The organism is Streptomyces sp. SAI-135, assembly GCF_029893805.1.
In the GTDB taxonomy this organism is placed as follows: Bacteria; Actinomycetota; Actinomycetes; order Streptomycetales; family Streptomycetaceae; genus Streptomyces.
On the sequence record NZ_JARXYP010000002.1, the window covers coordinates 4,955,537 to 4,980,896 of the forward strand.

The 25,360-nt window shown below is 72.5% G+C and carries 24 protein-coding genes and 1 pseudogene; 19 read left to right on the forward strand and 6 right to left on the reverse strand.

Annotation, left to right across the window (positions count from 1 at the left end; translation table 11 throughout):
* Window positions 1–127: 127 nt before the first annotated feature.
* Window positions 128–1,156 (forward strand): LuxR C-terminal-related transcriptional regulator, encoded by a 1,029-nt coding sequence (locus tag M2163_RS26955; protein WP_280850288.1) that lies wholly within the window; start codon window positions 128–130, stop codon window positions 1,154–1,156.
* Here M2163_RS26955 and M2163_RS26960 read toward each other — a convergent pair.
* From M2163_RS26960 to M2163_RS26970, 3 genes and pseudogenes are all read right to left on the reverse strand, one after another.
* A pseudogene (locus M2163_RS26960) lies at window positions 1,119–2,113 on the reverse strand (helix-turn-helix transcriptional regulator). The gene M2163_RS26955 and the pseudogene M2163_RS26960 overlap by 38 nt on opposite strands.
* Complete coding sequence (locus M2163_RS26965) at window positions 2,110–3,099, reverse strand: helix-turn-helix transcriptional regulator (protein WP_280895257.1); 990 nt, start codon at window positions 3,097–3,099, stop codon at window positions 2,110–2,112. Before M2163_RS26965 ends, M2163_RS26960 begins: the two are co-directional and overlap by 4 nt.
* Window positions 3,096–4,133 (reverse strand): helix-turn-helix transcriptional regulator, encoded by a 1,038-nt coding sequence (locus M2163_RS26970; protein WP_280850284.1) that lies wholly within the window; start codon window positions 4,131–4,133, stop codon window positions 3,096–3,098. Before M2163_RS26970 ends, M2163_RS26965 begins: the two co-directional genes overlap by 4 nt.
* Before the next feature lie 116 nt (window positions 4,134–4,249).
* On the opposite strand from M2163_RS26970, the gene M2163_RS26975 reads away from it, so the two are divergent.
* The gene (locus M2163_RS26975) at window positions 4,250–4,429 is read left to right on the forward strand and encodes a hypothetical protein (RefSeq protein WP_125192491.1); all 180 of its coding nucleotides are present in this window, start codon (window positions 4,250–4,252) and stop codon (window positions 4,427–4,429) included.
* Between the two features lies 1 nt (window position 4,430).
* Window positions 4,431–4,766, forward strand: a complete 336-nt coding sequence (locus M2163_RS26980; protein WP_280850283.1) for a hypothetical protein — start codon at window positions 4,431–4,433, stop codon at window positions 4,764–4,766.
* Window positions 4,767–4,894: 128 nt separating this feature from the next.
* Here the strand turns inward: M2163_RS26980 and M2163_RS26985 are convergent, their stop codons facing one another.
* Window positions 4,895–5,308, reverse strand: coding sequence for a TIGR03618 family F420-dependent PPOX class oxidoreductase (locus M2163_RS26985; protein WP_280850282.1), 414 nt, complete (start codon window positions 5,306–5,308; stop codon window positions 4,895–4,897).
* A 127-nt stretch (window positions 5,309–5,435) separates the two neighbouring features.
* Between M2163_RS26985 and clpB the strand changes: the two genes are divergently transcribed.
* Window positions 5,436–8,033, forward strand: a complete 2,598-nt coding sequence (gene clpB / locus M2163_RS26990) for an ATP-dependent chaperone ClpB (RefSeq protein ID WP_280895258.1) — start codon at window positions 5,436–5,438, stop codon at window positions 8,031–8,033.
* A gap of 33 nt (window positions 8,034–8,066) precedes the next feature.
* Here clpB and M2163_RS26995 read toward each other — a convergent pair whose 3' ends face one another.
* A complete protein-coding gene (locus tag M2163_RS26995) occupies window positions 8,067–8,555 on the reverse strand; it encodes a hypothetical protein (protein ID WP_280850281.1) in 489 nt (162 codons plus the stop codon).
* A gap of 140 nt (window positions 8,556–8,695) precedes the next feature.
* Between M2163_RS26995 and M2163_RS27000 the strand changes: the two genes are divergently transcribed.
* The gene (locus tag M2163_RS27000; protein WP_053853005.1) at window positions 8,696–9,223 is read left to right on the forward strand and encodes a YbjN domain-containing protein; all 528 of its coding nucleotides are present in this window, start codon (window positions 8,696–8,698) and stop codon (window positions 9,221–9,223) included.
* A 252-nt stretch (window positions 9,224–9,475) separates the two neighbouring features.
* On the opposite strand, the gene M2163_RS27005 is transcribed toward M2163_RS27000, so the two are convergent.
* Complete coding sequence (locus M2163_RS27005) at window positions 9,476–10,681, reverse strand: pyridoxal phosphate-dependent aminotransferase (protein WP_280895259.1); 1,206 nt, start codon at window positions 10,679–10,681, stop codon at window positions 9,476–9,478.
* Window positions 10,682–10,815: 134 nt separating this feature from the next.
* Here M2163_RS27005 and M2163_RS27010 point away from each other — a divergent pair, with 134 nt between their 5' ends.
* The 14 genes from M2163_RS27010 (at window position 10,816) to M2163_RS27075 (ending at window position 25,355) form a co-directional block, all read left to right on the forward strand.
* Window positions 10,816–11,121, forward strand: coding sequence for a hypothetical protein (locus M2163_RS27010; protein WP_280895260.1), 306 nt, complete (start codon window positions 10,816–10,818; stop codon window positions 11,119–11,121).
* A 402-nt stretch (window positions 11,122–11,523) separates the two neighbouring features.
* Window positions 11,524–12,048: a DUF2617 family protein gene (locus M2163_RS27015; RefSeq protein ID WP_280850260.1), complete on the forward strand. Its 525-nt coding sequence runs from the start codon at window positions 11,524–11,526 to the stop codon at window positions 12,046–12,048.
* A gap of 88 nt (window positions 12,049–12,136) precedes the next feature.
* A complete protein-coding gene (locus M2163_RS27020) occupies window positions 12,137–13,774 on the forward strand; it encodes a polyamine aminopropyltransferase (protein WP_280895261.1) in 1,638 nt (545 codons plus the stop codon).
* 82 nt (window positions 13,775–13,856) lie between these two features.
* Window positions 13,857–14,786, forward strand: a complete 930-nt coding sequence (locus M2163_RS27025; protein WP_280895262.1) for an SRPBCC domain-containing protein — start codon at window positions 13,857–13,859, stop codon at window positions 14,784–14,786.
* Between the two features lie 24 nt (window positions 14,787–14,810).
* Window positions 14,811–15,602 carry an aldose 1-epimerase gene (locus M2163_RS27030; RefSeq protein WP_280895263.1) on the forward strand — a complete coding sequence of 264 codons (792 nt, stop codon included), beginning with the start codon at window positions 14,811–14,813 and terminating at the stop codon, window positions 15,600–15,602.
* Between the two features lie 10 nt (window positions 15,603–15,612).
* Window positions 15,613–16,161, forward strand: a complete 549-nt coding sequence (pyrE, locus tag M2163_RS27035; RefSeq protein WP_280850256.1) for an orotate phosphoribosyltransferase — start codon at window positions 15,613–15,615, stop codon at window positions 16,159–16,161.
* Window positions 16,162–16,289: 128 nt separating this feature from the next.
* Entirely contained in the window at window positions 16,290–17,321 is a 1,032-nt protein-coding gene (fbaA, locus tag M2163_RS27040; RefSeq protein ID WP_280850255.1) for a class II fructose-bisphosphate aldolase, read from the forward strand.
* 59 nt (window positions 17,322–17,380) lie between these two features.
* On the forward strand, window positions 17,381–18,886 hold the full coding sequence (locus M2163_RS27045) for an MFS transporter (protein ID WP_280850254.1): 1,506 nt from the start codon (window positions 17,381–17,383) through the stop codon (window positions 18,884–18,886).
* Window positions 18,887–19,054: 168 nt separating this feature from the next.
* The gene (locus tag M2163_RS27050; protein WP_280850253.1) at window positions 19,055–19,468 is read left to right on the forward strand and encodes a DUF3151 domain-containing protein; all 414 of its coding nucleotides are present in this window, start codon (window positions 19,055–19,057) and stop codon (window positions 19,466–19,468) included.
* Between the two features lie 148 nt (window positions 19,469–19,616).
* The gene (locus tag M2163_RS27055; RefSeq protein ID WP_280850252.1) at window positions 19,617–20,459 is read left to right on the forward strand and encodes a tryptophan 2,3-dioxygenase family protein; all 843 of its coding nucleotides are present in this window, start codon (window positions 19,617–19,619) and stop codon (window positions 20,457–20,459) included.
* Entirely contained in the window at window positions 20,452–21,645 is a 1,194-nt protein-coding gene (kynU, locus tag M2163_RS27060; protein ID WP_280895264.1) for a kynureninase, read from the forward strand. The genes M2163_RS27055 and kynU overlap by 8 nt, the downstream gene beginning before the upstream one ends.
* Window positions 21,646–21,802: 157 nt before the next feature.
* The gene (locus M2163_RS27065; protein ID WP_280895265.1) at window positions 21,803–22,732 is read left to right on the forward strand and encodes an alpha/beta hydrolase; all 930 of its coding nucleotides are present in this window, start codon (window positions 21,803–21,805) and stop codon (window positions 22,730–22,732) included.
* A 384-nt stretch (window positions 22,733–23,116) separates the two neighbouring features.
* Window positions 23,117–24,121: an alpha/beta hydrolase gene (locus M2163_RS27070; protein WP_280897321.1), complete on the forward strand. Its 1,005-nt coding sequence runs from the start codon at window positions 23,117–23,119 to the stop codon at window positions 24,119–24,121.
* A 34-nt stretch (window positions 24,122–24,155) separates the two neighbouring features.
* A complete protein-coding gene (locus M2163_RS27075; RefSeq protein ID WP_280897322.1) occupies window positions 24,156–25,355 on the forward strand; it encodes an acyltransferase in 1,200 nt (399 codons plus the stop codon).
* Window positions 25,356–25,360: the final 5 nt, after the last annotated feature.

The window sequence follows — 25,360 nt, forward strand, 5'->3', positions numbered from 1 at the left end:
GCGCGAAGAGCCGTGTTGCGGAGCCGGTCCGGGCCGCGCATAGTTGCGGAGCCGAGGGGGCTTCGACGCCCCGGTGGGGAACAGGACAAGAGGGCGGTAGACGCTGGAACCGGGGGTGGGATGGGCAATGGCCGGGCTCGGGACGGACGACCATCCACACGGTGCTGACCGGCTGTGCGAGGCCGGGGACCGGGTGTACTCCCGGGCCGTACGACGCGGCCGCGTGCCGCGCGCCGACGCCGGACCGGTGCCCTGTCTGCTGGAACTGGCCCTGCTGCACCCGGATCCCGACGACATGGACTGGCTGGTGCCGACGGCACCCCAGGAGGTCATGACCCGGCTGCTGCGCGGGGTCCACGACGAGGTCAGCGCGAGCCAGCGGCGGGTCGGTGAGGCGGTCGCCGCGGTGGAGCGGTACGCGGGCCTCGGGCCCAGTGTCGTGCCGGGCGCCGGCGAGGGGACCGCGATCCGGGTCCTCGACGGTCTCTCCCGGATCCAGGCCGCGATGGACGAGGCCACCGAGGCGTGCACGACGGAGGTCCTCACGGTCCAGCCCGGCGGTATCCGCCCCGAGCACGAGCTGACGGAGGGTCTGCACCGGGCGCTGGCGCTGCGCGGCCGGGGCGTGCGGATGCGGGACCTGTACACCCATGTGGCCCGGCACGGCCAAGGGCTGCTGAACTACCTGGAGTTGATGGGCGGCACCGTCCAGGCGCGGACCCTGGACGAGGTGATCGACCGGCTGATCCTCTTCGACCGCACGGTGGCCTTCATCCCCGCCAACGCCGATCGCACCCTCGCCCTGGAGCTGCGGCACCCGGCGCTGGTGGAGTACCTGGTGACGGTCTTCGAGCGGCTGTGGCGCCTGGCCATCCCCCTCACCGCCCCCCTGCCCGACACCGGCATCGAGGGCATCTCCCACCGCGAGCAGTCCATCGCCGCGCTGCTGGCCGAGGGCCACCAGGACGCGGTGATCGCGGAACGGCTGGGGATCAGCGTGCGCACCTGCCGGGCCCACATCGCGCGGCTGTCGGAGACGCTCGGGGCGGCCAGCCGTACGCAACTGGGCGTCCGGATAGCGCAGGTGGGCCTGGACGGCCCGGCGGCCGTACCCCCGGTCACGCTCCCCGGTCAAGAATCCCGGACCGTCCGATGAGGTAGCCCAGCTGGGCGCGGCTCTCGCTGCCGAGGGTGGCGGCGAGTTTGGCGATGTGGACGCGGGCGGTGCGGATGTTCATGCCGAGCCGGTCCGCGATGACGGCGTCGGTGTGGCCTTCCACCAGCAGCCCGGCGATGGCCCGTTGGCGCGGGGTGACGCCGTTCAGGCTCGGCCGGTGGACGGTCTGCGGGTACATGGGCGTGGCCTGCCACCACAGGCGGTAGAAGGTGGCGGCGAAGAACTCGACCAGGGCCGGGTGCCGGATCTCCAGCGCGACCGTGCCGTCCCTGCCGGCGGGGGGATGAACGCCACGTCCCGGTCGGCGACGATGAGCCGGTCGGTGACCTCGTCCAGGGAGCGTGCCTCGGCGTCGCCGCGCAGTTGCTCGTAACGGGCGAGGACCAGCGGCATGTGGCGCTGGGTGTGCTGGTACAGGGTGCGGATACGGGCGCCGCGGTCGAGCAGGGCCTGGTCCCGGTCCATCGCCACGACCTGGGCGGCGGCGCCCCTGCTGTCGTTGTAGTGGACGTTGGGCTGCACGCACAGGAGTTCGTCCACGACCCCCGTCATGGCCTTGCTGATGGCCTCGTTGATGGGACCGGTACCGCTGACGACTCGGATCGCCGGGTTCTCCGCGGCCTCCGTGCCGCGTACGTCCGTCCGCAGGAGCGGCGCGAACGCCTCCGCGAGCCGCTGTTCCCGCCGCCGTTCGTGCGCCACCCGGTCGGTGGTGGTGCGCAGCATGCGGTGCAGGACGAGGGCGGGGGGCACGGGTTCCAGCCGGGCGGCGTCCCGGGCGTCGGGCCGCAGCAGACCGCTGTCGAGGAGGCAGGGCAGCGGCGAGGCGTCCCGGCTGTCGATCCCGCCCTCGCGCAGGGCGCGTGCGTAGAGCTCGATGCCTTCGGGGCACGGGTCTTCCGGGCCGTGTTCCGGATGGGCTGCCGCCGTGCTCACGCGTCCGTGTCCTCCTGCCCGAGAATGCCCGACTGCCCGATGAGATAGCCGAGTTGGGCGCGGCTCTCGCTGCCGAGGGTGGCGGCGAGCTTGGCGATGTGGACGCGGGCGGTGCGGATGTTCATGCCGAGCCGGTCGGCGATGACGGCGTCGGTGTGCCCCTCGACGAGCAGGGCGGCGATGGCCCGCTGCCGGGGGGTGATGCCGTTGACGGTCGGTTGCTGGACGGCTCGGGGGTGCATCGGGGTGGCCAGGCGCCACAGGCGGTCGAAGGCGGTGGCGAGGAACTCGACGATGGCGGGGTGGCGGATCTCCAGGGCGAGCGTGCGGTCCTTGTTGGCGGGGATGAACGCGACCTCGCGCTCGACGACGATCAGGCGCTGGGTGACCTCGTCCAGGGTGCGGGCCTCGACGTCGCCGCTCAGGCGCTCGTAGCGGGCCAGGATGCTGGGGGCGTGGCGGAGCGTGTGCTGGTAGAGGACGCGGATGCGGCCGCCCCGGTCGAGCAGGGCCTGGTCGCGGACCAGCGCCTCGGCATGGATCTCGGCGGGGGAGTGGGTGTGACTGGTGTGCGGCTGGATGGTGAGGACCTCGCCCGAGGCGTTCGCCAGCGTCCGGTCGATGGCCTGCCCGATGCGGTCGAGACCGCTGAGGACGCTGATCGCCGGAGCCCCCGCGGCCGCCGCGTGCGGTCCCTCGATCTCCACCAGCGATGCGAACACCGCCGTCAGCCGCTCCTCACGGCGCCGCTCGTCGGCGATGCGGTCCTCGGCGGCGCGCAGCAGGCGGTGCAGGGCGAAGGCCGGGGTGACGGGGCGCAGCCACCGCAGGTCCCCGAGGTCCGGCTGCAACAGCCCGAGGTCGATCAGACAGGGCGCCCGGTCCGCTTCCGCGGCCCGTATCCGTCCCTCCCGCAGCGCACGGGTGTACAGGTCGAGGCCCGCCTCGCACAGCTCCTCCGTTCCGTGCGTGTGCGACCCGGTCACGGGTGGCCGTCTCCCCCGGTTATCGGCTGGTCGGGCTTGAGGATGCCCGACTGCGCGATGAGGAAGCCGAGCTGGGCGCGGCTGCCGCTGCCGAGGGCGGTCGCCAGCTTGGCGATGTGGGCCCGGCAGGTGCGCACGTTCATGCCCAGGCGGCGGGCTATCGCCTCGTCGACGTGGCCCTCGACCAGGAGCTTGGCGATGGAGTGCTGGATTTCGGTGATGCCGTCGGGGGCCGTCTCGTACGGGGCGCCGGCGCTCAGCGGCACGGCGCGGTTCCACATGAACTCGAACACCTTGATCAGATAGCCGACGAGGCCCGGGTGCCGCAGTTCCAGGGCGACCTGCCGGTCGTCGCGGACGGGCAGGAAGGCCACGGACTCGTCGCAGATGATGAGCCGCTCCACCAGCTCGTCGATGGTCCGGTACTCCACCTTGCCGTCGGCGAAGCGCTCCATGTAGGCGATCCGGGCGGGGCTGTACCGGGCGGTGTGCTGGTACAGGGTGCGGATGCGAACCCCTCGCTCGGTGAGGGTCCGGTCGCGTTCCAGTCCCTCGATGACCCGCTGCTCGGGGTGGTTGGCGCTGGGCTGGATCGTGAGCATCTCGTTGCGGCACTGGTCGGTGGCCAGGTCGAGAGCCGCGTTTATCCGGTCCAGGCCCTCCAGCACCGTGATCGCGTGCGTCGGTGCCGTGTCCTGGGCGCTGAGGGCCATGAACGGTTCGAAGACCTCGGCCAGTTCGATCGAGGTCCGCCGGCGCTCGGAGATCTCGCGTTCGATGGGGTTCAGGCGCTGGGCCAGTGCGACGGAGGGCGGAACCGGACGCAGCCAGTTCGCGTCGTCGGGATCGGGGTGCAGGAGGGCGTATTCCATGAGGCAGGGCGCGGGTTCCACGTCCGCACGGGTGATGCGTCCGGTGCGCAGTGCGTTGGCGTAGAGGCGCTCCCCCTCTGCACACAGTTCAGTGATCGCATGGGGATGTGTCGCGTTGGTCCGATTTGTTGTCAAATCTCCACCCCCCAGGGTCCTGAACATGCAGGAACATGATGCACTGATTGTGTGGCCATGAAGTGCCTGAATGAGCCATCGTCTTATCCGACGGGGGAAGAGGGGACCTTCAAGTGAGGACGAAGCCGACTATGAGGAAGAGAATGCTTCGCTCGGTGCTTGTCGCCGCCTTCTCCGCCGTTATGGCCTTCGGAACACTGAGTGGCCTGTCAGCTGCGAAGGGTGATGCGCAAGCCGGCGACGCCGACTCGGTGGTGGTGACGTCGACCGCGCCTGCCGACGAGAGTGCTCAGCTCTTCCCCGCCGACAGCATCTGGTCTTGACATGACTACTCCACCCGACGACCGCTCCTTCCGCAGGGAAATGGCCACCGCCTACCGCTCCGGATGGCACTTCATCGATCTCGTCACCGCGATCCCCCACCCCGGTGACTCGTTGATGGTGACCGTCTTCGGCGAACCGGTGGTCGTCACGCGGGACGAGGACGAGGACGTACGGGCGTACCGGTGTCTGCGGCGGCCTCGGGGGGCGCCGCAGCCGGTTCGGTGTGCCATCCGGTACGGAATGATCTTTGTGAACCTGGACCAACGAGACCATCGGCTGGTGGAAGCGGAAACCCCCACCCCGCGGACCATCACAGCCACCCCCCGCAGTGCCTGACGCGATTCCCCCGTCGTAACAGATCGCGCAGGTGCTTCCCCCCGCAGCGGCGTCACCGTGACCTGAACACGGTGACGCCGCTGCAGTTTTGGGCGACATTTCGGGGTATGGGCCGATCGGACTCTGGCTCAGAAATGCCCCATCGCTCGCGTGAGCGAGATCTCGATGACCACCCGCAGCGGGTTCGGCGCCGGGGTGCGCTCGTAGCGCTCGGCGTAGCGCCGCACCGCCTCCGCCACCCGGTCCGGCTCGGTGCGCACGTGCGCCCGCCCTTCCAGCGTCGCCCAGTGCCGCCCCGCCACCTGGCACACCGCCACCGCCGCCCCGTCCTCGCCGGCCGCCAGGACGTTCCGCGCCTTCGTGCTGGTCCGGCTCGTGATCACCCGGGCGAGCCCGGCCTCGGGGTCGTAGGTCACGCCGACGGGCACCACGTGCGGGGTCCCGTCCGGGCGCGGGGTCGTCAGTGTGCACAGATGCCGTTCGCGCCAGAAGCTGAGGAACGACGGGTCCGGGGCACCCGGATCCTGGGCGTAGGAGGTCATGCCGGGAAAGCTAGTCCCCTCATCCCTCCCGTGCACCGCCTTGAGTGGAATAGACTCAACTTTATGTACGCTGACTGAGTCAGTGCAGGAGTCGGTACCGGAGCGACACCAGGAGGAGTGCGGACACGTGGATGCCGAGCTGACCAACCGGAGCCGGGACGCGATCAACGCGGCCAGCAACCGGGCCGTGACCGAGGGACACCCGGACCTCACCCCAGCCCACCTGCTCCTCGCTCTGCTCCAGGGGCAGGACAACGAGAACATCGTCGATCTGCTCGCGGCCGTCGACGCCGACCAGGCCGCCGTGCGGGCAGGCGCCGAGAAGGTGCTCGGCTCGCTGCCCAGCGTGGCCGGGTCCACCGTCGCGCCCCCGCAGCCCAACCGCGACCTGCTCACCGTGATCGCCGACGCGCAGGCCCGCGCCAAGGACCTCGGTGACGAGTACCTCTCCACCGAGCACCTGCTCATCGGCATCGCCGCCAAGGGCGGGCCGGCCGCCGAGGTGCTGACCCGCCAGGGCGCAACCCCCAACAAGCTTGTCGACGCCTTCCAGAAGGCCAGAGGAGGGCGCAGGGTGACCACCGCCGACCCCGAGGGGCAGTACAAGGCCCTGGAGAAGTTCGGAACCGACTTCACCGCCGCCGCACGGGACGGCAAGCTCGACCCCGTCATCGGCCGCGACCAGGAGATCCGCCGGGTCGTCCAGGTGCTGTCGCGTCGTACCAAGAACAACCCCGTCCTCATCGGCGAGCCCGGCGTCGGCAAGACCGCAGTCGTCGAAGGGCTCGCCCAGCGGATCGTCAAGGGGGACGTGCCCGAGTCGCTCAAGGACAAGCGGCTCGTCGCGCTCGACCTCGGGGCCATGGTCGCCGGGGCCAAGTACCGCGGTGAGTTCGAGGAGCGGCTCAAGACCGTCCTCGCGGAGATCAAGGACTCCGACGGGCAGATCATCACCTTCATCGACGAGCTGCACACCGTCGTGGGCGCGGGCGCCGGCGGTGACTCCTCCATGGACGCCGGCAACATGCTGAAGCCGATGCTGGCCCGCGGCGAGCTGCGGATGGTGGGTGCCACCACCCTCGACGAGTACCGGGAGCGGATCGAGAAGGACCCCGCCCTGGAGCGCCGCTTCCAGCAGGTGCTGGTCGCCGAGCCGACCGTCGAGGACACCATCGCCATCCTGCGCGGCCTCAAGGGGCGCTACGAGGCCCACCACAAGGTCCAGATCGCCGACAGCGCGCTGGTCGCGGCGGCCACCCTGTCCGACCGGTACATCACCTCCCGCTTCCTGCCCGACAAGGCCATCGACCTCGTCGACGAGGCGGCCTCACGGCTGCGCATGGAGATCGACTCCTCGCCCGTCGAGATCGACGAACTCCAGCGCGGGGTCGACCGGTTGAAGATGGAGGAGCTCGCGCTGGTCAAGGAGACCGACCCGGCCTCCCGCGAGCGCCTGGAGCGGCTGCGCCGCGACCTCGCCGACAAGGAGGAGGAGCTGCGGGGCCTGACCGCCCGCTGGGAGAAGGAGAAGCAGTCCCTCAACCGGGTGGGTGAACTCAAGGAGAAGCTGGACGACTTGCGCGGCCAGGCCGAACGCGCCCAGCGCGACGGCGACTTCGACACCGCAAGCAAGCTGCTCTACGGCGAGATCCCCACTCTGGAGCGTGACCTGGAGGCCGCCTCCGAGGCCGAGGAGGAGGCCGCCAAGGACACCATGGTCAAGGAGGAGGTCGGCGCCGACGACATCGCCGACACCGTCGCCGCCTGGACCGGCATCCCGGCGGGCCGCCTCATGGAGGGCGAGACCCAGAAACTCCTGCGCATGGAGGAGGAGTTGGGGCGCCGCCTCATCGGGCAGACGGAGGCCGTGCAGGCCGTGTCCGACGCCGTACGGCGCACCCGCGCCGGGATCGCCGACCCGGACCGGCCCACCGGCTCCTTCCTCTTCCTCGGCCCCACCGGCGTCGGCAAGACCGAACTCGCCAAGGCCCTCGCCGACTTCCTCTTCGACGACGAGCGGGCGATGGTCCGCATCGACATGAGCGAGTACGGCGAGAAGCACACCGTCGCCCGGCTGGTCGGCGCGCCTCCCGGCTACGTCGGCTACGAGGAGGGTGGCCAGCTGACCGAGGCGGTGCGCAGGCGGCCGTACAGCGTGGTGCTCCTCGACGAGGTGGAGAAGGCTCACCCGGAGGTCTTCGACATCCTGCTCCAGGTGCTCGACGACGGCCGCCTGACGGACGGTCAGGGCCGCACGGTCGACTTCCGCAACACGATCCTGGTGCTGACGTCCAACCTGGGCAGCCAGTTCCTGGTCGACCCGATCACCAGCGAGACCGAGAAGAAGGAACAGGTCCTGGAGGTGGTGCGGGCCTCCTTCAAGCCGGAGTTCCTCAACCGGCTCGACGACCTGGTCGTCTTCTCCGCCCTCACCAAGGACGAGCTCGGCCGGATCGCGCGGCTCCAGATCGACCGGCTCGCGCAGCGCCTCGCCGAGCGCCGGCTCACCCTGGAGGTCACCGACGCGGCCCTGGACTGGCTCGCCGTCGAGGGCATGGACCCGGCCTACGGCGCCCGCCCGCTGCGCCGCCTCGTCCAGACCGCCATCGGCGACCGGCTCGCCAAGGAGATCCTGTCCGGCGAGGTCAAGGACGGCGACACGGTCCGGGTGGACGCCTTCGGCGAGGGCCTGATCGTGGGACCGGCGACCGGCAAGACGCTCTGAGGGGCGTGGTGACGAGGGGGCGCCGCCCCCTCGTCACAGCGTGAACGCCACGAACCGCACCTCGGACCAGTTGCGGCTGTCGTGGGTGATGTCGATCTGCACGGATGCCCGCTCGTTCGCGACCGGGCCCGCGTTCAGGCAGACGTCGACCTGGGCGGTACCGCACTGCGTGGTCCGCAGTTCCGGCCCCTCCGGGAAGCTGGCCGCCACCCAGGCGTCGATCTCGGCGCGCGGCATCCGGAAGCGGGCCTCGTAGCGGGGTTCGGACCCGGCCTGGAGCCCGCACCAGCTGTCGCGCATGCCCTCCGGCACCTTCGCCCCGCCGAAGGCGAACGCTTCGGCGCACGAGGTCTTCTTCACCTCCGGGGCGACCGAGTCGTCCGTGAACAGCCAGGCGACCAGCAGCGCGATCAGGCCCGCCACCACCAGCGTCGGCACGGCCAGGATCGCCAGGAAGATCCCCCATCTGGTCCTGCCCGGCCCGTCCTGTTCCGTCACCGTCTCGGTGTCCGTCTGTGTCATGTGTTCCCCCAATGGTCGACCCCCGTTCTATCGGGCTGACCGGATCATGTCAGCCCTGGGAGGACAGGGCCCGTCCGGGCTTGCCACCCCCCTCCCCGCATGGGGGAGGATGGCAGGATCCGTACGAAGGGAAATTCACGGTGACCATCGACCCGTCCTCGATTCCGAACTTCGGGGGCCAGCCCGAGCCGCAGCCGCAAGGACCGGCGGGCCCCGTAGTCCCGGATCAGGATCTCGTGAAGCAGCTCCTCGACCAGATGGAGCTGAAGTATGTCGTCGACGACGAGGGTGACCTCGCGGCGCCGTGGGAGCAGTTCCGTACGTATTTCATGTTCCGCGGCGAGGGCGACCAGCAGGTCTTCTCGGTGCGGACGTTCTACGACCGGCCCCACCAGATCGACGAGAAGCCCACGCTGCTGGAGTCCATCGACGACTGGAACCGGCGCACCCTGTGGCCCAAGGTCTACAGCCACACCCATGACGACGGCACCGTCCGTCTGATCGGCGAGGCGCAGATGCTCATCGGCACCGGCGTCAGCCTGGAGCACTTCGTCTCCTCGACCGTCAGCTGGGTGCGTGCCGCCATCGAGTTCGACAAGTGGCTCGTCGAGCAGCTCGGCCTCGAGCAGGAGGTCAACGACGCGGAGAAGCCCGAGGACGACGAGTAGGCGTCCTCGCGCCACCGAGAGCCCGGCCAGGGCACCGGCCACCACGGCCGCGTGCCGGGGCCGGGCTCTGTCCGTTGTGCCCGGGCGAGGCCGAGCCCCGGGGGCGCCGAGTCCGTCCACAGCCTGTGGGTAACTTCTCCGGCTCGACGGCTCGACGGCTCGACGGCTCGACGGCGCGGGGGCGTGGGGGCGCGGGGACACCCCGGAGCCCCGGCGCCTGGTCCTTGCGCCCCGGGGTCTCCGCACCCCAGGTCAGCCCGCGAGCGCCTTCAGCCGCTGGACGGCCTCCTCCAGCACCGCCGTCCGCTTGCAGAACGCGAACCGCACGAAGGGGGCGCCCGCCTCGCGGTGGTCGTAGAACACGGCGTTCGGGATGGCGACCACGCCCGCGCGCTCCGGCAGGGCGCGGCAGAACGCGAAGCCGTCGCCCTCCTTGGACAACGCAGCGCCGAGGGGGCGGATGTCGGTGGTGACGAAGTACGTGCCGGCGGGCCGGAACACCTTGAAGCCCGCCTCCGTGAGGCCCGCCGACAGCAGGTCCCGCTTGGCCAGCATGTCCTCGCGGAAGGCGGCGAAGTAGCTGTCGGGGAGGGCCAGCGCCTCGGCGACCGCGTACTGGAAGGGGCCGGAGGACACGTACGTGAGGTACTGCTTGGCCGAGCGGACCGCCGAGACCAGGGCGGGTGTCGCCGTGATCCAGCCGACCTTCCATCCGGTGAAGGAGAAGGTCTTGCCGGCGGAACCGATCGTGACCGTGCGTTCCCGCATCCCCGGGAAGGTCGCGAGGGGGATGTGCTCGGCCGCGTCGAAGACCAGGTGCTCGTAGACCTCGTCCGTGACCACCAGCAGGTCCCGCTCCACCGCCAGCTCGGCGATCGCCGTCAGCTCCTCGCGGGTGAGGACGGTGCCGGTGGGGTTGTGCGGGGTGTTGATCAGCAGGAGGCGGGTCCGGTCGGTGACCGCGGCCCGCAGCTCGTCCAGGTCCAGGCGGAAGCTGCCCTCGTGCGGCCGCAGGGTGACCGGGACCCGGGTGCCGCCCGCCATCGCGATACAGGCCGCGTAGGAGTCGTAGTACGGCTCGAACGCGACGACCTCGTCCCCCGGCTCGACCAGCGCGAGCAGGGCGGCGGCGATGGCCTCCGTGGCGCCGGCGGTGACCAGGACCTCGGTGTCGGGGTCGTGGACCAGGCCGTAGCGGCGCTCCTGGTGCGCGGCGATCGCGGTGCGCAGCTCCGGCACGCCCGGGCCCGGCGGGTACTGGTTGCCGCGCCCCTCGCGCAGCGCCCGCACCGCGGCCTCCCTGACCTCCTCGGGGCCGTCCGTGTCGGGGAAGCCCTGCCCCAGGTTGATCGAGCCGGTGCTCAGGGCCAGGGCGGACATCTCGGCGAAGATCGTCGTCCCGAACTCGGCGAGACGGCGGTTGAGCAGGGGGCGCGCGCTGGAGGTCATGCCGGTCATCCTGCGCCCAAGCTCTGGAGTTCCTCAACTCTGCTTTGGCCCGTGACGCCGAAGGGCATCTCCAGCTCACGCAGCGAGCGAGGCGCCCACGGGGGGTCGTTTTCGGGGCGCTGCGGAGAAAGGTCGGTGACGCCATGGGTGTGGCTCTCGGCATCATCCTGCTGGTTCTCTTCCCGGTCGTGCTGCTGCTGGCGATCGGGCGCGCCGGACGCCGGCGGCACGGTCGGCGCAACCGGCGGCTGTACAGCGGTTCCGCCTCAGGTTCGAGCAGCAGCTGGTGGGCCGGTGACAGCGGTTCCGACTCCGGCGGCGGACATCACGGAGGGCACGGCGGGCACTCCTGCGGCGGCAACTCCGGTGGGCACTCCTGCGGTGGTGGGTCGTCCTGTGGTGGCGGGTCGTCCTGCGGCGGCGGGGGCGGATGCGGGGGAGGCAGCTGACACGGGGCAGCTGACTCCGCCAGGGGGAACCGCATCCGGAAACGGGGGAGCGGGGGAAGGCGGGGGCGTGGGGTCCGGACCTGGGGTCGGGCCGCACGCCCTCGCTTGTCGCTTTTTCACTCCGGTGCTCCGGCGCACGCGCCGTCCGCCGTGGCGTGCGCCGTGGTTGAACAGATGAGCTGGGGAGCCCACGCAGGGATGGAAACCCCACGAAGTTGGGTAAAAACGCTGTGACGGCATCACCGTTCATGATTCCCTCTAACTCACCAACGCAGCCCCTCGGACGTCCTACGGACACGTCCTGACCTCCCGACTGGGCTGACCGGGCCGATCCCCCCACAGTCGCCCGGATGCGCCGGTACCCCACACCACCCTTTCTTTGCGTGCTAGCGGAGCCGATCCATGCTCACGACCCTGAACACCTCGTACACCGACACGCGCGCGGCCGACCTAGCCTGGGCCCTGGGGCGTGAGCCGCTGCCCGCCCTCGCCGCGCTCGACCTCGAAATCGGCGGGGCGAAGCTTCAGTTGAGACTCCTCGGCGCATCGCACCAAGTGCTCCTGGAGGAGGACCGCGGCACCTGTTCGGAGACGGTGGCGTGCATCGCCGGCAGCAGCACACCGCTGCCGCTGGGCGTGGCCAAGCGGGTGGGGGACTGGGAGTACGAGTTCGCCGCGCGCGTGGAGGCGCTGTCACCCGGTCAGTTCGCCGGACGCGCACAGGAGTTGCTCGCCCTGGTGTCCGACCATCCGCACGGCCTCGCCGGGGTCTTCCCCGGCAGCCCGCACGCCTTCACGGCCCTGCTGGCCCAGCTCCACGAGGGTCAGGTGCACTGGCGGACCTGGCACGCGTACCCGCAGGACGGGCAGTTGGTGGCCACGCGGACCCGCGTCGGCGTCCGGGTCCCGGTGGGGACGGCGGGTTGAGCTCCGCAAACCCGTGTCTCCCGGTTCGCTTCCGGTTCCACACGTGTGGGTGACGAAGCGTGCCGTAGCCGTGACGTAACGTCGCACCGTGATCGAGCCGCACGCCCCCGCCCCGCCCGGCGCTTTGCCGCCCTGGGCCGGGCCCGCGCGGCTCCCGGTCCGCCCCGGCATCGGCCGGTTCCTCGTCCTGGCCTGCGTCTTCGTCTGCGCGGCCTGCGGACTGGTGTACGAGCTCGAACTGGTCGCCCTCGCCTCGTACTTGACCGGCGACTCGGTCACCCAGGCCTCCGTCGTGCTGTCCGTCATGGTCTTCGCGATGGGCATCGGCTCACTGGCCGCCAAGCGGCTGCGCCGACTCGCGGCCGCGGCCTTCGGCGCCCTGGAGGCGCTGCTCGCACTGGTCGGCGGGTGCAGCGCGATGACGCTGTACGCCGTCTTCGCGTGGACCGGTGACTGGGGCGGACCGTGGGCGAGCGGCCCGCGCTGGCTCCTGGTCGCCTTCTCCCTCGCCATCGGTCTGCTCATCGGCGCCGAGGTCCCCCTGCTGATGGAGCTGATCCAGCGCATCCGCCGCCAGGACGCGGGCGGCGCGGTGGCCGACCTGTTCGCGGCGGACTACGTCGGCGCCCTGGTCGGCGGCCTGGCCTTCCCCTTCCTCCTGCTGCCCCTGCTGGGCCAGTTGACCGGCGCGATGCTCACCGGCGCGGTCAACGCGGTCGCAGGCGGAGCCCTGGTCCTCGGCCTGTTCCGACGCGATCTGACCCGCCGGGCCCGCTGGCTGCTGCTGGTCGCCAACCTCGCGGTGCTCGGCGTCCTCGCCACCGCCACCGCCCTCGCCGACGACTTCGAGCGGGCCGCGCGGGAGGCCGTCTACGGCAAGGACGTGCGGGTGGCCCTGCAGACCGGCGTCCGGGAGATCGCCCTCACCGGCGGCACCGACGGCCGCCCCCTCGACCTCTACGTCGACGGCCGCCTCAGGGTCAGCGGCCGTGACGAGGACCGCTACCACGAGGCCCTCGTGCACCCCGCGATGAACGGCCCCCACGCGCGCGTGCTCGTCCTCGGCGGCGGAGACGGCCTCGCCGCCCGCGAGGTGCTCAGGTTCCCCGGGGTGCGGCGGGTCGACCTCGTGGCGCTCGACCCCGCGGTGGTCGACCTGGCCCGCCACGACCCGGCGCTCTCCCGGCTCAACGGCCACGTCTACGGCGACGCGCGCGTCCACGTCAGCACGGCGGACGCCTTCCGCGGGCTGCGGACGTCTGCGCCCGGGCCGTCGTACGACGTGGTGATCGCCGACCTGCCCGACCCCGGCGTCACCGCGAGCACCAAGCTGTACTCGCAGGAGTTCTACGGCCTCGTCCGCCGCGTCCTCGCCCCCGGCGGCCGGTTCGTCGTGCACACGGGGCCGGTCTCCTCCCGCCGCCGGGTCTTCTGGACGGTGGAGGCGACCCTGCGCGCGGCGGGCCTGCGCACCACGCCGTACCGCGTCGGCTGCCCCGGCTTCGGCGCCGACTCCGGCCGCACCACGGCCGGCGTGTCCCGCGCTCCCCGCGACTGGGGCTTCGTGCTGGCGTCGCGGGGACGGCGGCCGGCCCTGGCCCTGGACCCCCTCGGGCCCCGGCCGGCGACTCTGACGGCGGAGTCCCTGCGAGCGGCGCGGAAGGCGGCGCGGGCGACTCGGGTCGAGGGCCTCGCCGCGTCCACGTTGGTGCATCCGCGCTACTGATCCCCATCCCTGGGCGGAAGAGCGCTGTCACTTTCCCCCAACCGGGGTGCATGACCGTCACCCCTGGGTAGGCTCGGCAGACATGGAGCATGAGGTGTTCGTTCCGGTTCCGGTCGAGCGGCTGCGGGAGACCCTGGGCGATCCCGTCAGGGTGGCCCGGGCGGTTCCCGGGCTCCAGCAGGACGCCGGTGCGGACCCCGTCGCCGGGCGCCTGAAGGTGCGGGTCGGCAGTCACTCCATCACCTACCGGGGCGCGGTAGGCGTATCCGCCCGGGACGACGGTTCCTACGCCGTCGAGGGCGAGGGCGCCGAGACCCGGGGGACCGGTTCGGTCAAGCTCGCCCTCACCGTCCGCCTGCGCGGCACGGACGGCGGCACGACCCTGGTCTTCGAGGGCACGGCCACGGCGGACGGGCGGGTCACGGAACTCCCCCAGGACGCGGTGGGCGCCGCGGTCGTACGTCTGCTGAACCGTTTCGCGGAGTCCCTGGGCGAGACGAAGGAGGAGCCGGAGACGACGGAGCCCTCCGGGACGCCGAAAGCCACGGAGCCCTCCGGGACGCCGGAAGCCGCGGAGCCCTCCGGGGCGCCGGAAGCCGCGGAGCCCTCCGGGGCGCCGGGAGTTGCCGAGGCCTCCGAGATCGCCGAGGAGAGTCGGGAGGCCCCCGGGACGCCGGAAGCCGCGGAGACCCCCGAGCCCGCCGAGCCCCCCGACGAGACTCGGGAGGCCCCCGGGGAGGCCGAGGCGTTCCCGGACGAGGCCCCCGCCCCCCTCGTCGAGGACCTCACCGAACCCACCGGCCCCCCGGCCGAGGCGGCGCACGCCCGCCGCACGATGATCGGCCGCAGCGCGGAAGAGGTCGACCACGCGCCCCCGAGGGGCCGCTACGCCCCCGTCCCCGCTCCCCAGACGGCGACCTCGGGCGTGCCCCTGCGCTGGGCGGCCCCGGCCGCGGCGGTGGCCCTGGCATCGGCGATCGTGGTCGGAAGGGCACTGAGGAAACGCCGTTGACCGGCCGCCCAGTAGTGTCGTCCCGTGAGCCATGAAGACATCACACTGACCGCGGGCGACGCGGAAGTGACCTTGCAGCCGGGAAACGGCGGACGGGTCGGGGGACTTCGGGTCGGCGGCGTCCAACTGCTGCGCCAGGGCGACCGCTTCGGCTGCTTCCCGATGGTCCCCTGGTGCGGCCGCATCCGGGACGGGCGCTTCCGTGACGGGGCCGAAGTCCACCAGATGCCGCTCAACGCCCCGCCGCACGCCATCCACGGCACCGCCCGCGACGGCGCCTGGAGCGTCGCCCGCACGGCCGCCGACGAGGCGGTCCTCACGTACGACCTCGTCGAGCCCTGGCCCTGGCCGGGCCGCATCACCCAGATCGCGGCGCTCACCCCGGACGCCCTGACGCTCACGATGTCCGTGGAGACGTACGACTCCTCCTTCCCGGCCCAGATCGGCTGGCACCCCTGGTTCAACCGCACCCTCGACGGCGGCGAGCCCGTCCGGCTCGACTTCGCCGCCGCCTGGCAGGAGGAGCGCGGCGACGACCACCTGCCCACCGGCCACCGCGTCGACCCGAAGCCCGGCCCCTGGGACGACTGCTTCGGCATACCCGGCGGCGTCGACGTCACGCTCACCTGGCCCGGACAGCTGGAGCTGAAGGTCGCCAGCCGCGAGGAATGGGTCGTGGTCTACGACGAGCAGGAGGCCGCCGTCTGCGTGGAGCCGCAGACCGGCCCGCCCAACGGCCTCAACACGCTGCCGCGCCTGGTCACGCCCCTGGAGCCGCTGGAGGCCTCCACGACCTGGAGCTGGCGGCGCCTCTAAGCTGACAGGCATGACTGACGCACGCGCCGCCCTCAAGCAGCAGATTCTCGACAAGGCCGTGGTGCACGGCAAGGTGACCCTGTCCTCGGGCCTGGAGGCCGACTACTACGTCGACCTGCGCCGCGTCACCCTGGACGGCGAGGCGGCCCCGCTGGTCGGCCAGGTGCTCCTGGACCTGACCGCGGACCTGGAGTTCGACGCGGTCGGCGGCCTGACCATGGGCGCCGACCCGGTCGCCGGCGCCATGCTGCACGCGGCCGCCGCACGCGGGCAGCGCCTGGACGCCTTCGTGGTCCGCAAGGCGGCCAAGGCGCACGGCATGCAGCGCCGGGTCGAGGGCCCCGACATCGCCGGGCGCCGGGTGCTGGTCGTCGAGGACACCTCCACCACCGGCGGCTCCCCGCTGACCGCGGTCGAGGCGGTGCGCGAGGCGGGCGCGGAGGTCGTCGCGGTCGCCACGATCGTGGACCGCGCGACGGGCGCCGCGGAGAAGATCGAGCAGGGCGCGGGCGTGCCGTACCTCTTCGCGTACTCGAAGGACGAGCTCGGACTGGCCTGACCACGGGATGGACCATCCGGCCGAGTCTGGAAAGATGGGGCCGACGATGACGTCGAACCCCCACACAAGGTCTAGGTCAGGGCCGTAAGCACGTAGCACGCCAACCCGCAGACACAAGGAGCGGACAGATGCCCATCGCAACCCCCGAGGTCTACAACGAGATGCTCGACCGGGCGAAGGCAGGCAAGTTCGCCTACCCGGCCATCAACGTGACTTCGACCCAGACCCTGCACGCTGCGCTGCGCGGCTTCGCGGAGGCCGAGAGCGACGGCATCATCCAGATCTCGACCGGTGGTGCCGAGTTCCTGGGCGGTCAGTACAGCAAGGAGATGGTCACGGGTGCCGTGGCCCTCGCCGAGTTCGCGCACATCGTCGCCGAGAAGTACCCGGTCACCGTCGCCCTGCACACCGACCACTGCCCCAAGGACAAGCTCGACGGGTACGTACGCCCGCTGCTCGCCGTGTCCGAGGAGCGCGTGAAGGCCGGCGGCAACCCGCTGTTCCAGTCCCACATGTGGGACGGCTCGGCGGAGACCCTCGCCGACAACCTCTCCATCGCCCAGGAGCTCCTGGAGCGCGCCCGCGCCGCCAAGATCATCCTCGAGGTAGAGATCACCCCGACCGGCGGCGAGGAGGACGGCGTCTCGCACGAGATCAACGACTCGCTGTACACGACCGTCGACGACGCCATCCGTACGGCGGAGGCCCTCGGCCTCGGCGAGAAGGGGCGCTACCTGCTGGCCGCCTCCTTCGGCAACGTCCACGGCGTGTACAAGCCGGGCAACGTCGTGCTCCGCCCCGACCTGCTGAAGGAGCTGAACGACGGCGTCGCCGCCAAGTACGGCAAGCCGGCCGGGTCCCAGCCCTTCGACTTCGTCTTCCACGGCGGCTCCGGCTCCACGGAGGAGGAGATCCGCACCGCGCTGGAGAACGGCGTCGTCAAGATGAACATCGACACCGACACGCAGTACGCCTTCACGCGTCCGGTCGCCGACCACATGTTCCGCAACTACGACGGCGTCCTGAAGGTCGACGGCGAGGTCGGCTCCAAGAAGACCTACGACCCGCGCACCTGGGGCAAGCTGGCCGAGGCGTCGATGGCCGCCCGGGTCGTCGAAGCCACGCAGAACCTGCGCTCGGCGGGCACCCGGATCAAGTAACTCCCGCGTTTCCCGTGAGCCCGGTGCCATCGCGCCGGGCTCACGGTATATCTGGGCCCATGCCCGACGTCAGGCTGTCCTCCCCGCAGGGCAAGTGGATCCTGCTCACCACCGTCCTCGGCTCCAGCATGGCGATGCTGGACTCGACCGTCGTCAACGTCGCCCTGCCGCGCATCGGCCGCGACCTGGACGCCGACCTCGCCGCCCTGCAGTGGACGGTCAACGCCTACATGCTGACGCTGGCCGGGCTGATCCTGCTCGGCGGCTCCCTCGGGGACCGGTACGGCCGCCGCAGGGTCTTCGTGGTCGGGGTGGTGTGGTTCGCGGCCGCCTCCCTGCTGTGCGGCCTGGCCCCCAACGCCGGCGTCCTCGTCGCGGCCCGGGCCCTCCAGGGGGTGGGCGGCGCCCTGCTCACCCCCGGCTCCCTGGCCCTGATCCAGGCCAGCTTCCATCCCGACGACCGGGGCCGGGCCGTCGGCCTGTGGTCCGGGTTCGGCGGCATCGGGGCGGCCGTCGGCCCCTTCGTGGGCGGCTGGCTGGTGGACGGGCCGGGCTGGCGGTGGGTGTTCCTGCTCAACGTCCCGCTCGCGCTGCTGTGCGCGCCGATCGCGGTACGGCATGTGCCGGAGTCGGCTGGGGGTACCTCCCGCTCGAGCGGAGCCGAGAGTGGGGGAGGCAGGGCCGACCACGGTCGGTTCGACGTGCTCGGCGCGGTCCTCGGCGCGCTGGCGCTCGCGCTGGTGACGTACGCGCTGATCGAGGCCCGCTCGGGTTCTGCCCTGGTCGCCGTCACGGCGGTCGCGGGTGTGGCCGCCGGGGTGGCCTTCGTGCTCGTGGAGAAACGCCGTCCCGACCCGATGATGCCGCTCTCGATCTTCGCGTCCCGGCAGTTCACGGCCGTCAATCTGGTGACCCTGTGCGTCTACGCGGCCTTCGGCGGGTTCTTCTTCCTGGCCGCGCTCCAGCTCCAGGTGGTGGTCGGCTGGTCGGCCCTCCAGGCGGGTACGGCCCTGCTGCCGACGACCGCCCTCATGCTGCTGTTCTCGGCCCGCTCGGGCGCTCTGGCCGACCGCATCGGCCCGCGCGTCCCGCTCACCGCGGGCCCGCTGCTGTGCGCGGCGGGAATGCTGCTGATGCTGCGGGTGGGGCCGGGGGCGTCGTACCCGGCGGACGTCCTGCCCGCGCTGCTGGTCCTCGGCACCGGCATGGTCACCCTGGTCGCACCGCTGACGGCGACCGTGCTGGGGTCGGTGGACGCCTCCCGGGCGGGGCTGGCGAGCGGGATCAACAACGCGGCGGCCAGGGCGGCGGGCCTGATCGCGGTGGCCGCGCTGCCGCTGGTCGCGGGGATGGGGGAGGAGGCGTATCGCTCGCCGGGCGCCTTCGACGACGCCTTCGGGCGGGCGATGGTGGTGTGTGCGGGGGTGCTCGTGGTGGGGTCGGCGGTGGCTTTCGCGACGGTGCGGTCGCTGCCGGCGGGGTGCCGTCGGCCGGAGTGCCGCACGCACGGGGCGGTTCTCGCGCCGCCGCTGGAGGGGGAGCGGGCTCGGGGGCGGCTGTCGTAGTGCGTCCAGGCCGGTGGGGGCTGGTCGCGCAGTTCCCCGCGCCCCTGGGCGGGTGCGGTGCAGGCTGGTCGAGCTGTACCCACCTGTCTGGGGGGCGCGGGGGACCGCGCGACCAGCCACAGCGCACCCGCAGACGAAACACGGCCTTCCGCGAGGGAGACTGGACCCATGTCCATTCACGAGAACCTTCTCGGGGGCCCGCCCCCGACCCACCTCCCCGATGACCCCGAGCCCCGTGAACTGCTCGCTCAGGGGACCGCCCCCGCGGACGTCGCCGCGAAGTACCCGACCTCCTCGCTGGCCTGGGCCCAGCTGGCCGACGAGGCCTTCGAGCGGGGCAGCGTCGTGGAGTCGTACGCCTATGCCCGTACGGGCTACCACCGCGGCCTGGACTCGCTGCGCCGCAACGGCTGGAAGGGCCACGGCCCGGTCCCGTGGGAGCACGAGCCGAACCGCGGCTTCCTGCGCGCCCTGCACGCCCTCGCCCGTGCCGCCGGCGCCATCGGCGAGCAGGAGGAGTACGAGCGCTGCTCGCAGTTCCTGAAGGACTCCTCGCTCACGGCGGCCGAGACGCTGGGCTGAGCGGCACCGTTTTGTCCGGCCCGCCTGTGTGACCAGGCGGGCCTTGCCATTTCCCGGGACCATGGAAGAGGATGCCCGGCGGGGACCGGGGCCCCGTGTCGGTAACGGCAGGGCGGACCGCTACCCGGAGTAATAACAGGAGACAGCGATGTCGTCCCATGAGGCTCAGGAAGCGCAGGAGCCCGAGACCCCGCATCTCGACTTCCAAGGCACGACGCCGTACGAGGACTACGTCAAGGCGGACGTGCTCACCCACCTCCAGCACACCCTCTCCGACGATCCCGGAGAGATGGTCTTCCTGGTCACGACCCAGGTCATGGAGCTGTGGTTCACCGTCATCGTGCACGAGTGGGAGACCGCGGCCGCCGCGCTGCGCTCCGACGACGTGCCCACGGCCGTCGCCGCGCTGAAGCGGTCCGTCCGTGAGCTGGAGGCGCTGAACGCCTCCTGGAAGCCGCTCGGCCAGCTCACGCCCGCGCAGTTCAACTCCTACCGCTCGGCCCTCGGCGAGGGCTCCGGGTTCCAGTCGGCGATGTACCGCCGCATGGAGTTCCTGCTCGGCGACAAGTCCGCGTCCATGCTCGTCCCGCACCGGGGCGCGCCCCGCGTCCACGCCGAGCTGGAGAAGGCCCTGCACGAGCCGAGCCTGTACGACGAGGTGCTGCGCCTGCTCGCGCGGCGCGGGCACGCGATCCCGGCCTCCGTCCTGGAGCGGGACGTCTCGCGCCGCTACGAGCCCTCGGAGGAGGTGGAGGCCGCCTGGACCGCCCTCTACTCCGGCCCCGAGGACGCCGAACTCGCCCGTCTCGGCGAGGCGTTGACCGATGTCGCCGAACTGGTGTGGCGCTGGCGCAACGACCATCTCGTCGCCACCCGCCGCGCGATGGGCGCCAAGGCCGGCACGGGCGGCTCCGCAGGAGTGGCCTGGCTGGAGAAGCGCGCCCGCAAGAACGTCTTCCCCGAGCTGTGGACGGCGCGGTCCCATGTCTGAACTTGCCCTGCGAGCAGAGAAGCTGGACGGCGCCGACGAACTGGCGGGTGTGCGTTCGCAGTTCGTCCTCGACGACGTGGTGTACCTGGACGGCAACTCGCTGGGCGCCCTCCCGGCCGCCGTCCCGGGGCGCGTCGAGGACGTCGTACGCCGTCAGTGGGGGTCCCTGCGGATCCGGTCCTGGGACGAGAGCGGCTGGTGGACCGCGCCCGAGCGGATCGGCGACCGGATCGCCCCGCTGGTCGGGGCGGCGGCCGGACAGATCGTGGTCGGCGACTCGACCAGCGTCAATGTCTTCAAGGCCCTGGTGGGGGCGGTACGGCTCGCGGGCGGCCCCAAGTCCGGTCGGGACGAGGTGGTCGTGGACGCGACCACCTTCCCCACCGACGGCTACATCGCCGAGTCCGCGGCCCGGATGACCGGCTGCACCCTGCGGGCGGTGACCCCGGCGCAGGTGCCGGACGTGCTGAGCGGCCGTACGGCGGCCGTCCTGCTCAACCACGTCGACTACCGCACCGGCCGCCTGCACGACCTGCCCGGGCTCACGGCCACCGTGCACGCGGCGGGCGCCGTCGCGGTGTGGGACCTGTGCCACAGCGCGGGCGCCCTGCCGGTCGGTCTCGACGCGCACGGCGTGGACCTCGCGGTCGGCTGCACCTACAAGTACCTGAACGGCGGACCCGGTGCGCCTGCGTACCTGTACGTCCGCCGCGAGCACCAGGACCGTTTCGACTCCCCCCTGCCGGGCTGGACCTCGCACGCCGATCCCTTCGGCATGAGCCCGTCCTACGCCCCCGCCGAGGGCGCGCTGCGGGGCCGGGTCGGCACGCCCGACATCCTCTCCATGCTCGCCCTGGAGGCGGCGCTGGAGGTCTGGGACGGGGTGTCGGTCGAGGCGGTGCGCGCCAAGTCCCTCGCCCTGACGGACTTCTTCCTGGAGTGCGTCTCGTCCTACGTGGACGAGGGCCGCGTCGAGTGCGTGACCCCCGTGGCCCATGCCGAACGCGGCAGCCAGGTCGCGTTGCGCTGCGACGACGCCGGTGAGGTGATGAAACGGCTCATCGAGCGGGGGGTGGTGGGCGACTTCCGGCACCCGGACGTGCTGCGGTTCGGCTTCACGCCGTTGTACGTCGGGTTCGCGGACGTGGAGCGGGCGGCGCGGGTGCTCGGGGAGACGCTCGCCTGACGGGGGGGCCCGGTTCCTCCGGTTCAGCCCTCACCGAGCGTGACATCCCCGTGTCCGTGCACGTCACCAGCCTGATACCGTCCCGGCCAACGGCCGAGCTCCCTCCAGGATGCCTCCACGGTCCGTCAGATCCGTTTCACAGGTGAGAGGTTGGAGCATGCCGGACGACGCCCCAGAAGCCCGTGCCGCGGCCGAGGAGGCGTCGGCCTTCTCGCACCCGGCGGTCGATCCCGACGCCACCGCGGCGTACGGCGACGACCCCGACCAGGTGATCGACTTCTACGCCCCGCGCGTGACGGTGTCCCCCGGGGGCGGTCTCGCGCCGCTGGTCGTCGTCCTGCACGGCGGGGCGTGGCGGGCCCGGTACGACCGGCGGCATGCGACGCCGTTCGCGGACTTCCTGGCTCGGCGGGGGTTCGCGGTGGCCAACGTCGAGTACCGGCGGGGCGGGGTCTCCCTTCCGGCGCAGAGTGCCGGGTCCGGGGGCGGTGCGGGGGGCGCCGGGCCGGTGGCCGCCGGGCCGGTGGCCGGGCGCTGGCCGGACACCTTCGACGACGTGGCCGCCGCGATGGACGCGCTGCCCGGGCTCGTGCGGGAGTTCCTCCCGCAGGCCGACCCGCGCCGCATGGTGGTCACCGGTCACTCCGCGGGCGGCCATCTCGCACTGTGGGCGGCGGCCCGGCATCTCCTGCCGTCCGACGCCGCGTGGCGCATCGACCGGCCGGCGCCGCTGCGCGGGGTCGTCGCCCTCGCCCCGATCGCCGACTTCACGGTCGCCGACAAGTTGGACGTGTGCGGTGGGGCGGTGCGTCAACTCCTGGGCGGCGAGGAGGGGTTCACCACGCGGGTGGCGTACGCCGACCCCGCCCTGCTGCTGCCCACCGGCATCGCGACCACCCTCGTCCAGGGCCGCACGGACACGGTCGTCCCGCAGGCGGTCGCCGAGGCGTACGCGGACGCGGCGGCGAAGGCGGGCGAGGTGGTGGGCCTGACCCTGCTGGAGGACGTCGGCCACTTCCCCCTGATCGACCCGGCGGCGGACGCGTGCGCGGTGGTGGCGGAGGAGATCGCGCAGTTGGCGTGGTGACACCGGCCTCGGCCGGAGCAGTGCCGCGGCGGTCCGATCCGCCCCCGGTGATACCCGTAATACCTGAGAGCTACGACGCCAGAGAGCTCCCTGGCGTGACGCGGACGACGGACTCGGCTCCGTAACTTCCCTTCCAGACAAGCCCGATGGCCGGGCGAACGGGGAGGGACGGGGACTGTGGGGAGCGGCGGGAGCGGCGGGAGCGGGGGGAGCGGGGGGAGCGGGAGGGGTTGGCGCGAGGGCCGCAGGGTTGCACGGCCGTACGGGGTGGGTGGCCTCGGCGGCCGGGGTGACCGGGATGCCCGGGGCGCCCTGGGTGATCTCGGCGGCCGGAGCGACCTGGGTGGCGTCGGCGGCCGGAGCGACCTGGGTGACCAGGACGGCCTGGATGCCCACGGCGGCTCGGGCGACCGTGGGGAGCTCGCGCACCGGCGCGTTCATCGGTGGCGCCGGGCGCTCCTCGCCGCCCTCATCACCGCGGCGGTGGTGGTCCCGCTCTCCGCGGCCGCCCGCCCCACGATCCCGTCCCCGCCCCCGGCCGTGCTCCCGGAGCCCAGCGCCGCCACCCTCGACCGGATCTACGCCGCCAACCGCGCCAACGCCGCCGAGGCCGCCCGCGCGGCCGCTGCCCACGGCGACGAACACCGCGCCGCCGCGGACCGGGAGCTGGCCGCCCCCGCCCGCCGACTGCTCCGCTTCGACGGCCGCGGCCCCGGAGAGGTGACAGAGGTCTTCGGCGATCTCGCCCGCGCCGACCACGTGGCCGTCCTGGTCCCCGGTTCCGACACCTCCCTGGACACCTACGACCGCTTCCGGGCGACAGCGGCAGCCCTGCACGGGCAGCTCACCGCCACCGCCCCGCACGGCACCCGGACCGCGGTGATCGCCTGGCTCGGCTACCGCACCCCGGACACCGTCAGCACCACGGTCCTGACCACGGACCGGGCCGAGGAAGCGGCCCCCCGACTGCGCGCGTTCACAGGCGAACTGCGGGGCGTCGTCGGCAGCGCCACCACCGTCTCCCTCGTCTGCCATTCCTACGGCACGGTCGTCTGTGCCAGGGCCGCAGCCCACCTGGACGTCGACGACCTGGCCCTCCTCGGCAGCCCCGGCACCGGCAGCGACACCGCCGCAGCCCTGCACACCCCGGCCCGGGTCTGGGCGGCCAGGGGCCGGGACGACTGGGTGGCCGAGGTCCCCCACGTCCGGACCGATCTCTTCGGCGTCACCGTCGGATTCGGCACCGACCCGATCTCCCCGGCCTTCGGCGCGCACGTCTTCGCCGCCGGGAGGGGCGGCCACAGCGACTACTTCAGACCGGGCTCGGTCTCCCTGGCCAACCTCGCCCGGATCGTCCTCGGAGACACCGCGGAGGTGACCCGTGCCTGAGACCCACCCCATCCGGGGCGGCGTGCGCGCCGCGATGAGCCGTCGCACGGTCGGCATACGCCGGGCCGCCGAGCGGATCGACGCGGCGACACCTGCCCAGCGGGACCGTGCCGTCGACGCCCTGCGTGCCCTCGCGATCCTCGGCGTCGTCCTCGGCCACTGGCTGGTGACCGCCCTGGTCGCCGACGGAGGCACCCTGCACACCGCGAGCCCGCTCCAGCACCTGCCCTGGCTCGCCCCGATCTCCTGGGCGTTCCAGACCCTTGCCGTGTTCTTCCTGGTCGGCGGCCATGTGGCGACCCGCGGCTACACCTCGGCCCGGGCGCGCGGGACGACGTACCGCCGGTGGCTGGCAGCCCGTCTGTCGCGGCTGTTCAAGCCGGTGGCCGCCGTCCTCGCCCTGTGGACGGTCACGGCGACGGCCCTGCTGCTGACGGGCGCCCCGTACGGGACGGTCCGCACCCTGGTCAGGCTGGCCCTGTCCCCGATGTGGTTCCTGCTGGTCTTCGGCGCCCTGACGGCGGCGACTCCGCTGCTGCTGCGGCTGCACCCGCTGTGGCCGCTGGCCGTCGTCCTGCACGTGGACCTCGTGCGCTTCGGCCTGGGCGGGCCCGACTGGCTCGGCTGGGTGAACCTGGCGGCCGGCTGGCTCGTCCCCTACACCCTGGGCGCGGCCTGGACCCGGGGCGAGCCGGCGGGGCGGCGCGGGGGGTGGCTCCTGCTCGGGGGCGGGGCGGCGGCGACCGCGGTACTCGTCGCGTGGGCCGGGTATCCGGCGTCGATGGTGGGGGTGCCGGGCGCCCCCGTCTCCAACCTGAACCCGCCGACGCTGGCCGCGGTCACCTTCGGCCTGGCCCAGTGCGGACTGGCGCTGCTGCTGCGCGACCGACTGCGCGGGGGCATGCGGCACCCCCTGGCCTGGGCGGCGGTGGCCCTCGTCAACCTCTCCGCCATGACGATCTTCCTGTGGCACCAGACGGCGCTGATGGCCACCACGGCCTCCGGACTCGCCCTCGGTACGCTCCCCGGGCTGCACACCGTGCCCGACGGACTGGACTGGGTGGCCGCCCGGCTGGCCTGGCTGCCGGTGTTCGTCCTCGTCCTGGCGGTGTGCCGGTCGGCCTTCCGCGCGTTCGAGCAGGGTCCGCGCCGGGTCGGGGGCCGTCCCTCGCGGGTGGTCCGGGTCCACCGCAGCACCGGTCCGGCGGCGACGAGGCAGGCACATCGTGCCTAGGGTGG